The sequence below is a fragment of the Plantimonas leprariae genome (genome assembly GCF_008802405.1).
GTDB lineage: Bacteria > Pseudomonadota > Alphaproteobacteria > Rhizobiales > Rhizobiaceae > Plantimonas > Plantimonas leprariae.
On the sequence record NZ_VZDO01000022.1, the window covers coordinates 57662 to 69251 of the forward strand.

Below are 11590 nucleotides of genomic sequence, written 5' to 3' on the forward strand. Positions count from 1 at the left end.
AAAGGTCGGGCGCCGCGCCGGGCTGCGCGGCCGCCTCATGCGTGGGGTCTATGTTTCGCGTCCGAGAGCGTCAACCGCCTCGGTTCTCAGAACGCGCTCGTCGGGAAGTACCGCAGCATCAGCTCGGAAAAGCCCTTCTTGGCGACGACCTGCCCGAGCGCGTAGTCGAGCGCCTGCGCCAGGTCCCGATCCTTCCTCGCCACCGCGACCGCCAGCCCCTCGCCAAGGAAGCGCTCGGACAGGTAGGGGCCGCCCGCGAAGGCACAGCACTCCTTCGCGGCGTCGCTGTCCAGCCAGAAGGATAGGGACACCCCTTCCCCGAAGACCGCCGCCACTTCCTTCCGCTTCAGTGCTTCGAGAGCGACGTCCCGGCCGTCGAACTCCACCTTCACGGCCTTCGGGAAGAAGGCGGACAGCATCGCTGCGTGGGCGCTGCCGCGCACGACGCCGACGCGGAGCCCGGCGACGCGGTCGCCGACCGGCTCGGCCAGCGGCGCGTCGCGGCGCACGACGAAGCGGGCGGGATAGCGGAAGTAGCTTTGCGTGAAGGCGAGGTCGCGCCGGCTTTCCGGCGTCACCGCGACGCCGGCCGCGATGGCGTCGGCCTCGCCGCGCAGCAGTGCTGGGACGAGCTGGTCGAACGGCTTCGCCTCGATCTGGCAGCGGTCGAGGGCGTCGAGCTCGGCGCAGAGCATGCGGACGAGATCGACGTTGAAGCCGGTCAGCCGGCCGCTGCCGTCGAGGAAGTTGAAAGGAGGATAATCGACGCTCGTGAGAAAGCGGATGCGGGGCCGTTCGTTGACCTCCGGCCTGCCGAGGCGCTGGCGCTGGTCCCAGAAGTTCGGTGTCGGGACCTCGTCGCTTCGGGCGACGGAGGGAAGACAAAGTAGCAAGACGGCTACTGATACAACCTTCGCGAGATTAACCATTCGTTAACTTCAGGCACCGGTTTCTATCTGCGGTAGCATTCTTCCCGGAAGGTGCGCACGGGGGCGTGGAGGCCGAATTCGGCAGCCGCGCGATGCGATGGTGTCGATACGCATGCGCGAGCAGGATCATGCCACGGGTCTTCCTTCCATCGCGCTTCCATACGGGCCGAACGCTTCGAACGGCAAGCGGGACGACGACACCATCGAGGTGCTTTCGATTCCTGCAACCGATCGGGTCGCCGCCGACCCGTTGGCGGATGTGCTGGCGTGTCTTGGCGTGGACCAGGTGCAATATGCGGCGGCCCGCTACGCCGCGGCCGTGAACGGCACCGACAGCGCGGCGGAACTCGTCGCGGCAGGGCTGATCGACGAAGCGCTTCTCGCGGACACAGTCGCCGAAACGCTCCGGTTGCGGCGGCCCGACGCCCCTCCGCCGGCGATCGCGGAAGTCGGCTTGGCCGGCTCGCGCCGCATCCTGCGCACCGCGGAACCGACCCCGCGCGTTCTGATCGCGCCCCGGCTCGAAGACCTCGTCCCCGTGGTCGATTTCCTAACCGCGAAGCCGTTCCTCGCCCGCCAGACCGAGGTCGCGAGCCTGCGGGAACTCGACACCGCCAGGGCTGAAGCCACACGGGCGGAGCGCTCCGACCTCGCCCGCCTCAGCCTGTCGCGCGATCGGCTGGACCTGTCCGCGCGGCTCACCGTCACCGGCTCGCAAGGCTTCGTCGCGGCACTCGTGCTGACTGGAATGCTCGCCCTCGTATTGTTCACATGGTGGGGCGGCGTCGCCGCGCATCTGGCGACGCTTCTGCTTTATCTCGGCTGCATCGCCTTGCGTTTCGGCGCGGCGATCGACCTGCTGCGAACCTCGGGTGGACGGCGGGAACTGATCCATGTCGCGGCGTGCCAGGAGCGCCATCCGACCTACAGCGTCCTCGTCGCCTTGCGAAACGAGGGGCCCGACACGGTCGGCACGCTCGTCGAAGCGCTCGACATGCTCCGCTGGCCGCGCTCGAAGCTTCAGATTCTCCTAATCTGCGAGGCGGACGACGCGGCGACGGTCGCGGTCGTCCGCGAGGCGATCCGGGGGCGTCCATGCTTTCGATTGGAAGAGGTGCCGCCCTCCCATCCGCGGACGAAGCCGAAGGCGCTGAACTTCACCCTACCCCTCGCGACCGGCGAGTTCGTCGCCCTGTTCGACGCCGAGGACAAGCCGTCGCCGGACCAGCTTCTGACCGCTTGGGCTGCGTTCCGCGCGGCGGATGCGAGCCTTGCCTGCGTGCAGGCGCCGCTCGTCGTGACGAACGGGACGAAGGGCTGGCTGCCGGCGCATTTCGCGCTCGAATACGCGGCGCTGTTCTTCGGCCTTCTGCCCTGGCTTGCCGAACGGCGCATGCCGCTGCCCCTCGGCGGCACGTCGAACCATTTCCGGCGCGAGGCTCTCGTTGCGGTCGGCGGTTGGGACAGCCACAACGTCACGGAGGATGCCGACCTCGGCATGCGCTTCTCCCGCCACGGTTACCGGACAGGGACGATCGCCTCGCCGACCTGCGAGGAAGCGCCGCTGCGCTGGCGCGACTGGCGCAATCAGCGCACGCGCTGGATGAAGGGCTATGCGCAGACCTGGCTGATCCACATGCGAAAGCCCGCGACGCTGATGCGCGAGCTGGGCATCCGGGACTTCTGCGTGTTCCAGCTTCTCTTCGCCGGCATGCTGCTGTCGAGCGCACTCAACACCGTCGTGCTCGCCCTCCTGCTGCGCGATCTCGGCGGCCTGCTCGTCCATGGCTGGCTCGGCCGGACGCAGGGGCTGCTGCTCGCGCTCGACGGCCTCGTGCTCGTCGCGGGCTTCGGCACCTACGCCACGCTGGCGACCCTGTGCTCCCGCCGAAGCGGACGAACAGGCATCCTGCGCGAGATCTGGACGTTGCCGGCCTACTGGTTGCTGGTCAGCCTCGCGACGCTTCGCGCGCTGTACCAGTTGTGGCGAGCGCCGCAGCTTTGGGAAAAGACGCCGCATGGCGAGGCGGCGCGGCGAGTAAGGGCCGACGAACGGCAGCGGCGGCCCGACACCATACCGAGCATCGGCGCGGCGGTGCCGTTGCTCGAACGGTGAGAGGCGGCGGAGCAGCCTCGACTTGGACGCGGGCGTCTGCTTCTGTCCGTGTCGATCTTGAGTTCGGATTCGCGCATGCCCGTCACCGGTCGCAAATACAGCGGGACCATCTGCCTGGGGGGGGGCGGCGCTCCTGTCGCTGTCGGCCTGCGTCAGCACGGACGAACAGCTCCGCACCATGCAGCAGTACAACGCGATTTCCTCGTCGCCCTCGACGGACCCGGCCTACGACTATTCGGTGATCCTGCGGAATCTGAAGCCGCTCGGCGTCGACATGGCCAATCCGGTGGACCGGCAGAAGCTCGCCGTCGCCTATCTCGGCGACAAGTGCCCGAACGGCAAGATCGTCAGCGAAACGGCGCTCAAGACGACGATGCCGGGCCTCGGACCGTCCGACATGGATTACGCCGTCCGACTCAAGTGCTGACCGGCAGGAAATTCGCCTGATGGATTGGAGCGGGCGATGGGAATCGAACCCACGACATTCAGCTTGGGAAGCTGACGTTCTACCTCTGAACTACGCCCGCGCCGCGAGGCCGAAACTCGCAAGCGCGGGCCCGACCGTCAAGCGGTTTCGCACGGCTCAGACGAAATGCTTCGACAGCTTCAGCCCCTGCGCCTGATAGTTGGACGCGAGGCTGGTGCCGTAGAGCTTGTCCGGCAGGCCGGCCATCCGTTCATAGACGAGCCGGCCGACGATCTGCCCGTGTTCGAGGATGAAGGGCACCTCGTGGCTGCGCACCTCCAGCACCGCGCGGCTGCCCGTGCCGCCGGCCTTCGAGTGGCCGAAGCCCGGATCGAAGAAGCCGGCGTAATGGACGCGGAATTCCCCGACCAGCGGGTCGAACGGCGTCATCTCGGCGGCATGGGTCGGCGGTACGTGGACCGCTTCGCCGGACACGAGGATGTAAAATTCGTCCGGATCGAGCACGAGCTCGCCCGGCCGCGACAAGCGCAGCGGCTCCCAGAAGTCGAGCACCGGATGGGCCGCGCGCTTGTCGACGTCGACGACCCCGGTATGCCGCTTGCCGCGGTAGCCGACGAGGCCGGAAGCATCGCCGAGAAGGTCGATCGACAGCGCCACGCCGCCGTTCGAGATGTTCGGGTCCGGGCGATCGACTAGGGCTTCCGCCGCATGGAGCGCGCGCAGTTCCGGCTCCGGCAGCGCCGCGCCCGAGTCTTCGCGAAACCGGATCTGGTTGAGGCGCGAGCCGGCGCGGACCACCACCGGGAAGGTCCGCGGAGATATCTCGATGTAGAGCGGCCCGTCGTAGCCGGCCGGAATCTTGTCGAACTCCTGCGTGCCGTCCGCGAGCAGCCGCGTGAAGATGTCGAGCCGCCCGGTGGAGGACTTCGGATTGGCGGCGGCGGAAACGCCCGGCGGCAGCCGCAGCCGCTCCATCAGCGGCACGAGATAGACGCAGTTCGTCTCCAGCACGGCCCCTTCCGTGATGTCGACGACATGGAGCTGGAAGCGCCGGAGCTTCTCCGCCACCGGCACGTCCCGGCCGGGAAGGAAGCTGGCGCGGATGCGGTAGGCGCTCGTGCCCAGGCGGAGGTCGAGGCTGGCCGGCTGGATCTGCCCGTCGTCCGGCGGACGATCGGACAGGATCGCCCCGTCCGCGAAGAACGCGGCGATCGCGCGATCCGGCAGGATGCCGCCCCGTTCTTCCGCCATTCCACATCGACTCCACGCTCGCGATTCGCTTACGGGTGGAATTGACGGCTGTCCACCGCAGGCTTATGGATTCCCACCGTTACCCGTGGTGATTTGGCCGGCCGGCTTGCAGCCACGTTAAACAACTCGCTAAAGGGCCGTTCCGGAAAGCTTGGCCAAGCTCTTCCGTCGGCTTTGCGGCGAGCCGCGAATGCCGGCCGAAAGTGCCGATTTCCGCCTTCCGGCGGACGCCAGCGCCGAGGAGAATCCGATGCTGAAGAAGAACGACCCCCGCAGCCTCCGGCCCGCCACGCGGATGGTGCACGGCGGCACGATGCGCTCCGGCTTCGGCGAGACCTCGGAAGCGCTGTTCCTGACGCAAGGCTTCGTCTACCCCAGCGCGGAAGCCGCCGAGGCGCGCTTCAAGGGCGACGAGCCGGGCTTCATCTATTCGCGCTACGGCAACCCGACGACGCGGATGTTCGAGGAGCGGATGATCGCGCTGGAAGGCGCGGAGGACGCCCGAGCCACCGCGTCCGGCATGGCGGCGGTGGCGGCCGCGCTGCAGTGCCAGGTGCGGGCGGGCGACCACATCCTGTCCTCGCGGGCGCTGTTCGGCTCCTGTCGCTACGTGATCGAGACGGTGCTTGGTCGCGCCGGCGTCACCTCGACCTTCGTCGACGGACGCGACCTCGACCAATGGCGCGCCGCGGTGCGGCCCGAGACGCGCGTCTTCTTCATGGAGACGCCGACCAACCCGACGCTGGAAGTGATCGACATCGCGGCCGTCGCCGAGATCGCCCATGCCGCCGGCGCGACGCTGGTGGTGGACAACGTCTTCGCCACTCCGATGCTGCAGAAGCCGCTGGAACTCGGCGCGGACGTGGTGATCTATTCGGCCACCAAGCACATCGACGGCCAGGGGCGCTGTCTCGGCGGCGTCATCCTCTCGAACCAGGACTGGATCGACCGGAATCTCCACGAGTTCTTCCGCCACACCGGCCCGTCGCTCTCGCCGTTCAATGCCTGGACGCTGTTGAAGGGGCTGGAGACGCTGCCGCTCCGGGTCGAGAAGCAGACCGCGAACGCCGCGCGGCTTGCCGACCATCTGGCCGGATCGGACAAGGTGGGACGCGTACTCTATCCCGGCCGCGCCGACCATCCGGACGCCGCCGTCATCGCCAAGCAGATGACGGGCGGCTCGACGCTTCTCGCCTTCGAGCTCGACGGCGGCAAGGAGGCGGCCTTCCGCTTCTCCAACGCCCTGGAAGTGATCAAGATCTCGAACAACCTCGGCGACGCCAAGAGCTTGATCACCCATCCGGCGACGACGACGCACAAGAACCTCACGTCCGAGGTGCGAGCGGAACTCGGCATCACGGACGGGATGCTGCGTCTTTCGGCCGGTATCGAGGACACCGCGGACCTTCTCGACGACGTCGAGACGGCTCTCGCGGCGATCTAGCCGCTCGGCGAAGGGCAAGGGTTGCGAGCCATGTTCAAGGCGACGACGCACGGCATCACCGTCAGCGTGACGCCGACATTTCTGGAAGCGCAATCCGACCCCGACGGCGGACGCTGGGTCTGGGCCTATACGATCGCGATCGAGAACGGCGGCGAGGACACCGTTCAGCTCCGCTCGCGGCACTGGCGCATCACCGACGCCCGTGGTCACGTCGAGGAAGTCCGCGGGCCGGGCGTCGTCGGCGAGCAGCCGTTGCTGCCGCCGGGCGACAGCTTCACCTACACCTCCGGCTGCCCGCTGCCGACGCCGTCCGGCTTCATGGAAGGCGCCTACCGCATGGAGCGGCAGGACGGCACGAGCTTCGAAGTCGCGGTCCCGGCCTTCTCGCTGGACCTGCCGGCGGAGACACGGGTGCTGAATTGAGCAAGGCGGATTTCCCAAAGTGAGGCCCGGTCGGATCGTGGTGCTGAATGGGGCGCCTCGATCCGGCAAGTCGACGATCGCGGCCGCCATTCGGGAGCGCCCCGAAGGTACTTGGATCGCGCTCGGCGTGGATATCTCCGTCCGCCATATGACACCGCCGGCCCTGCTGCCGGGTATCGGGCTTCGCCCCGGCGGCGAACGCCCGGACGTCGAGGCGCGGCTCCCCGCGCTCTTCACGGCGCTCTACGAATCGATCGCCGCCCATAGCCGGCTCGGCTTCGACGTCGTCGCCGATCTCGGGCACCACGACCGGCACTCGCGCCCGCTCGGCATCCTTCCCGCCTGCGCCCGGCGGCTCACCGGCCTGCCGGCTTTCCTCGTCGGCGTCCGCTGCCCGATCGAGACGATCATGGAGCGGCGTCGCGCCTCCGCCACACTCGGCGAGCCCTATCTCGCGGGCGAGGACGGCGACGTGCCGCTGCCCGTCGCGCTCTGGCAGGAGGCGGTGCACGACCCGGGCATCTACGATCTCGAACTCGACACTGCCCGTCAGACACCGGCCGAATGCGCCGAGGCGATCGCGGCGCTGCTTGCCGATCCGCCGGGCGGCCCGACTGCCTTCGAGCGTTTGGCGGTTTAGAGACCGCGACAATGCCCTCCGGATCGGTCCGGCGATCCCCCGCCGAATGGTCTTGTCCCGGTCTCTCAGTCCCGCTCGATCTCGTCCGGCGCGAAGCTGTAGTGCTGGCCGCAGAACTCGCAGGTGACGTCGATCCGGCCGTCCTCGACCGACTCGTCGATCTCTTCCGCCGTGAAGCTCGACAGGACGCCCTTGATCCGCTCGCGCGAGCAGGAGCAGTCGTCCAGCATCGGCGTCGCCTCGAAGACGCGGACGCCCCTTTCGTGGAACAGCCGGAACAGCAGGCGCTCGACCCCGACCTCCGGGTCGGCGAGCTCGGACGGATGGATCGTCGCGACCAGCGACTTCACCTCGGTCCAGGCGTCGTCGAACTCGAAGCTGTCCTCCTCCGCACCCTCCGGCGCGTCGCCGCCGGGCAGGTCCGGCAGGCGCATGCGCTCCGGTGCCTCGGGCAGGAACTGCGCGATGAGGCCGCCGGCGCGCCAGCCCTCGCGGAACCCCCCGCCCTCGGCGCGACGCGAGATGGTCGCGACCGCAAGGCGCACCGTCGTCGGGATCTGCTCCGACTGGCGGAAGTAGCTCTCGGCCACCTCCTCCAGGCTGGCGCCGTTCAACTCGACGATGCCCTGGTAGCGCTGCGTGTGCTCGCCCTGGTCGACCGTCAGCGCCAGGATGCCGGCCCCGAGGAGATCGGCCGAACTCGTGCGGCCGTCGCGTGTCGCCGCCGCCAGCCGCTCCTCGTCGAAGCGGGCATAGGCGCGGACGCTCGACGGCGTCGTCAAGTCCACGACGAGGAGGTCGACCGGCCCGTCGGTCTGCGCCTGCGCGATGAACTTGCCCTCGAACTTCAGCGATGCGCCGAGCAGCGCCGTCAGCACGATCATCTCGGCGAGAAGCTTCGCCACCGCCGGCGGGTAGTCGTGCCGCGCGAGGATCGAGTCCAGCATCGGCCCGAGCTGGACGGCGCGGCCGCGCGCGTCGAGCCCTTCCACCGCGAAGGGCACGACCGCATCGTCGCCCGCGAAGCCGAACTCGCCGAGATGGCCGCCCGGCCCGGTGCCTTCGAGGTTGCCGCGTTCAGACATGCTTGCCCGTCTCGTCGAACACCCAGGCGAGGATCGACTTCTGTGCATGAAGGCGGTTCTCCGCCTCGTCGAAGACCACGGACTGCGGCCCGTCGATCACCTCGTCCGTCACCTCCTCGCCGCGATGCGCCGGCAGGCAGTGCATGAAGAGGGCGTCCGGCTTCGCCTCGGCCATCAGCCGCGCGTTGACCTGATAGGGCGCGAAGACGTTGTGGCCGCGCGCCCGGTCCTCCGCGCCCATCGACACCCAGGTGTCGGTGACGACGCAATCGGCCCCGCGCACCGCCTCCACCGGATCGGTGGTGACGTGGATCGCCGCGCCCTGCTCCCTCGCCTTCGCGATGCGCCCCAAGTCGGCTTCCGAGCCTTCCGGGGTGGCGATGCGAAGCTGGAAGCCGAAGCGGCTCGTCGCCTCGATGAAGGAGTTCAGCACGTTGTTGCCGTCGCCAGACCAGGCGATGGTCTTGCCGCGCACGGACCCTCGCTTCTCCTCGAAGGTCATCAGGTCCGCCATGATCTGGCAGGGATGCGTGTCGTCGGTGAGGCCGTTGATCACCGGCACGGTAGCGTATTCCGCCATCTCCATCAGGCGGTCGTGCGTCGTCGTGCGGATCATGATCGCGTCGACGTAGCGCGACAGGACGCGCGCGGTGTCGGCTATGGTCTCCGCCCGACCGAGCTGCATCTCGGTGCCGGACAGGAACAGCGTCTCGCCGCCGAGCTGGCGCATCGCGACGTCGAAGGAGACGCGCGTGCGCGTCGAGGGCTTGTCGAAGATCATCGCGAGAACGCGGCCGGCGAGCGGCTTGACGCCCCCCGCCCGCCCCTGCCCCTTGCGGCGCACGGCATCGGCGAGGATGTGGCTGAGCTCCGCGCCGGGCAGCGCGGCGATGTCGAGGAAGTGCTTCGGCGATGGGTTCGCGGTCATGGCGCGCATCCTCAGGCCGACTTGAGCGCGGGCGCGGTCGCGGAAACGCCGGCCATCGCCGTCTCCATGCGCTCCATGCCCTCGCGCACCTCGTCCGCCGTGATGTTCAGCGGCGGCAGGAGGCGCACGACGTTGTCGCCGGCCGGCGCGGTGAGGACGCCTGCCTTCCGCCCCTCGCCGATCAGCGCAGCGTTCGGGCCGACGGTCTTCACGCCGAGCAGCAGGCCTTCGCCACGGATGTCGGACACGACATCGGGATAGCGGTCGAGCATGCCGGCGAGCGACTGCTTGATCTGCAGCGAGCGGTCGCGGACGTTGTCGAGGAAGCCGTCGGCCAGCATCACGTCGAGCACGGCGTTGCCGACCGCCATGGCGAGCGGGTTGCCGCCATAGGTCGTGCCGTGGGTGCCGGGCGTCATGCCGGCGGCCGCCTCCTCCGTCGCGAGGCAGACGCCGAGCGGGAAGCCGCCGCCGATGCCCTTCGCCACGGCCATGATGTCGGGCGTGATCCCGGCCCACTCGTGCGCGAAGAAGCGGCCGGTGCGGCCGACGCCGGTCTGCACCTCGTCGAGGACGAGCAGCAGCCCTTCCGCGTCGCAAAGCTCGCGCAGCATGCGGAGGAACTGGGCGGTAACGACCCGGATGCCGCCCTCGCCCTGGATCGGCTCGATCAGGATCGCGGCGGTCTCCGGCCCGATCGCGGCGCGCAACGCCGCCTCATCGCCGAACTGCACCTGGTCGAACCCTTCGACCTTCGGGCCGAAGCCCTCGAGATATTTCGGCTGGCCGCCGGCCGCGATGGTGGCAAGCGTGCGCCCGTGGAACGCACCCTCGAAGGTGACGATGCGGAACCGCTCCGGATGGCCGTTGACGTACTGGTAGCGGCGGGCGGTCTTGATGGCGCATTCCAGCGCCTCGGCGCCGGAATTGGTGAAGAAGGCGCGGTCGGCGAAGGTCGCCTCGGTGAGCCGCTCTGCGAGACGCGTCTGGCCGGGGATCTCGTAGAGGTTCGAGACATGCCAGAGCTTCTCGGCCTGGGCCTTCAGCGCTTCCACGAGATGCGGATGGGCGTGGCCGAGCGAGTTCACCGCGATGCCGCCGGCGAAGTCGACGTAGCGGCGCCCGTCGTCAGCGATCAGCCAGACTCCCTCGCCTCGCTCGAAGCGCACGTCGGCTCTCGCGAAGGTTCCGTAGATCGGCGAGGACACGGGCGATGAGGACATGGCGAAAGCTTTCGATCTCCTGGGAACGGGGCGGTGTTGCCGGACGGCAGCGGTTGCGATCGGCCCTTCAAACACCGAAAGCCTGCCATGTGGCAGGCTTCACTGAAGGCCGAAGATAAGCGCTTACGCGCCCGAAGCTATACCATGCCGGGGCTTCCGCTTGTCAACGCGGGCGCGGAATTCCGGGCGCTCGCGGGGCGCGGGCGGGCCGGGACAAGCTTGGGGAAAAGAGGACTTTCGTTTTCGGCTTTCACTCGCGGCGCTTGTCACGGAGTCGATCGATGGAGTAGCGTTTGCGAAATACTAGACTTCGTGTGGCGGACCTAGTTCAAACGTAGATGTTGTGCCCTTGCCCGCGCTGAGGCGGCAAGATGTGACTGCGTTTGCCCGGCCTCGCCGCAAGACAGGAGCGTTGCATGAGCTGGACCGACGAGCGCGTCGAACTGTTGACCAAGCTGTGGGGCGACGGTCTCAGTGCCAGCCAGATCGCGGGCCAGCTCGGCGGCGTAACCCGCAACGCGGTGATCGGCAAGGTGCACCGGCTCAAGCTGGAAACCCGGGTAAAGACGCTCGGCGGCGCGGAGATCGTCCGCGAGGAGACGGTCGAGATCGAGACGGAGGTCGAGGTCGCCGGCGCGCAGATCGTGCAGATCCATGCCGCCATGCGCAGCGTGCCGCGCGTCGCGGCCGGCATGAATGCCGCGACGGCCTTCAAGCTCGAGGAGCCCGACCTGCCGGACTTGGCGCCCGAGGTTCCCGTCGATCCGCGGCGTCCGTCCGGCGAGGTCGTGCCGATCGCCCGCAACCTGACGCTCGTACAACTGACGGAGCGCACCTGCAAGTGGCCGCTCGGCGACCCGCTGTCGCCGGACTTCCGCTTCTGCGGCAACCATTCCGACGAGTCCTCGCCCTACTGCCAGTACCACGCCCGGATCGCCTTCCAGCCGAGCTCGGAGCGCCGCCGGCTTCGCTGAACCAGCCGGTTTCGCAGGACGCGGTTTCGCGGTCCCACGCCGTGGTGGCCGGGTTGTGCGGGTGGTTCGTGCCGCTTCGAGAGCGGCGGGCGCCGAAGGCAGAGCCTTCCGACGTATGCTACTCGTCAATGCGGCCTGCCTTCGGCGCCC

Annotated in this window: 11 protein-coding genes, 1 tRNA gene and 1 riboswitch; of the genes, 6 read left to right on the plus strand and 6 right to left on the minus strand. The window is 68.6% G+C overall.

What is annotated here, in order from left to right:
- Nucleotides 1-86: 86 nt before the first annotated feature.
- Nucleotides 87-893 carry a transporter substrate-binding domain-containing protein gene (locus tag F6X38_RS21015; protein ID WP_246191469.1) on the minus strand — a complete coding sequence of 269 codons (807 nt, stop codon included), beginning with the start codon at nucleotides 891-893 and terminating at the stop codon, nucleotides 87-89.
- Between the two features lie 148 nt (nucleotides 894-1041).
- On the opposite strand from F6X38_RS21015, the gene F6X38_RS21020 reads away from it, so the two are divergent.
- Nucleotides 1042-3045: a glycosyltransferase family 2 protein gene (locus F6X38_RS21020; RefSeq protein ID WP_161992863.1), complete on the plus strand. Its 2004-nt coding sequence runs from the start codon at nucleotides 1042-1044 to the stop codon at nucleotides 3043-3045.
- 178 nt (nucleotides 3046-3223) lie between these two features.
- Nucleotides 3224-3472: a hypothetical protein gene (locus F6X38_RS21025; protein WP_150973279.1), complete on the plus strand. Its 249-nt coding sequence runs from the start codon at nucleotides 3224-3226 to the stop codon at nucleotides 3470-3472.
- Nucleotides 3473-3497: 25 nt separating this feature from the next.
- Here F6X38_RS21025 and F6X38_RS21030 read toward each other — a convergent pair.
- A tRNA-Gly gene (locus F6X38_RS21030) sits at nucleotides 3498-3572 on the minus strand.
- 56 nt (nucleotides 3573-3628) lie between these two features.
- Nucleotides 3629-4723, minus strand: a complete 1095-nt coding sequence (locus tag F6X38_RS21035) for a 2'-deoxycytidine 5'-triphosphate deaminase (RefSeq protein WP_150973281.1) — start codon at nucleotides 4721-4723, stop codon at nucleotides 3629-3631.
- A gap of 75 nt (nucleotides 4724-4798) precedes the next feature.
- Nucleotides 4799-4876, plus strand: a riboswitch (SAM riboswitch).
- A 100-nt stretch (nucleotides 4877-4976) separates the two neighbouring features.
- On the opposite strand from F6X38_RS21035, the gene F6X38_RS21040 reads away from it, so the two are divergent.
- Genes F6X38_RS21040 through F6X38_RS21050 form a run of 3 tightly spaced genes read left to right on the plus strand, consistent with a single transcriptional unit; the run spans nucleotide 4977 to nucleotide 7230 of the window.
- The gene (locus F6X38_RS21040; RefSeq protein WP_425482902.1) at nucleotides 4977-6167 is read left to right on the plus strand and encodes an O-succinylhomoserine sulfhydrylase; all 1191 of its coding nucleotides are present in this window, start codon (nucleotides 4977-4979) and stop codon (nucleotides 6165-6167) included.
- Nucleotides 6168-6197: 30 nt separating this feature from the next.
- Complete coding sequence (gene apaG, locus F6X38_RS21045) at nucleotides 6198-6590, plus strand: Co2+/Mg2+ efflux protein ApaG (RefSeq protein WP_150973309.1); 393 nt, start codon at nucleotides 6198-6200, stop codon at nucleotides 6588-6590.
- A 19-nt stretch (nucleotides 6591-6609) separates the two neighbouring features.
- Nucleotides 6610-7230 carry a chloramphenicol phosphotransferase CPT family protein gene (locus tag F6X38_RS21050; RefSeq protein WP_150973285.1) on the plus strand — a complete coding sequence of 207 codons (621 nt, stop codon included), beginning with the start codon at nucleotides 6610-6612 and terminating at the stop codon, nucleotides 7228-7230.
- 65 nt (nucleotides 7231-7295) lie between these two features.
- On the opposite strand, the gene F6X38_RS21055 is transcribed toward F6X38_RS21050, so the two are convergent.
- Genes F6X38_RS21055 through F6X38_RS21065 form a run of 3 tightly spaced genes read right to left on the minus strand, consistent with a single transcriptional unit; the run spans nucleotide 7296 to nucleotide 10466 of the window.
- Nucleotides 7296-8315 (minus strand): Hsp33 family molecular chaperone, encoded by a 1020-nt coding sequence (locus F6X38_RS21055; RefSeq protein WP_150973287.1) that lies wholly within the window; start codon nucleotides 8313-8315, stop codon nucleotides 7296-7298.
- Entirely contained in the window at nucleotides 8308-9243 is a 936-nt protein-coding gene (gene argF / locus F6X38_RS21060) for an ornithine carbamoyltransferase (RefSeq protein WP_150973289.1), read from the minus strand. Before argF ends, F6X38_RS21055 begins: the two co-directional genes overlap by 8 nt.
- An 11-nt stretch (nucleotides 9244-9254) precedes the next feature.
- Entirely contained in the window at nucleotides 9255-10466 is a 1212-nt protein-coding gene (locus F6X38_RS21065) for an aspartate aminotransferase family protein (protein WP_150973291.1), read from the minus strand.
- 416 nt (nucleotides 10467-10882) lie between these two features.
- On the opposite strand from F6X38_RS21065, the gene F6X38_RS21070 reads away from it, so the two are divergent.
- Entirely contained in the window at nucleotides 10883-11440 is a 558-nt protein-coding gene (locus F6X38_RS21070; RefSeq protein ID WP_150973293.1) for a GcrA family cell cycle regulator, read from the plus strand.
- The last annotated feature ends 150 nt before the right edge of the window (nucleotides 11441-11590 follow it).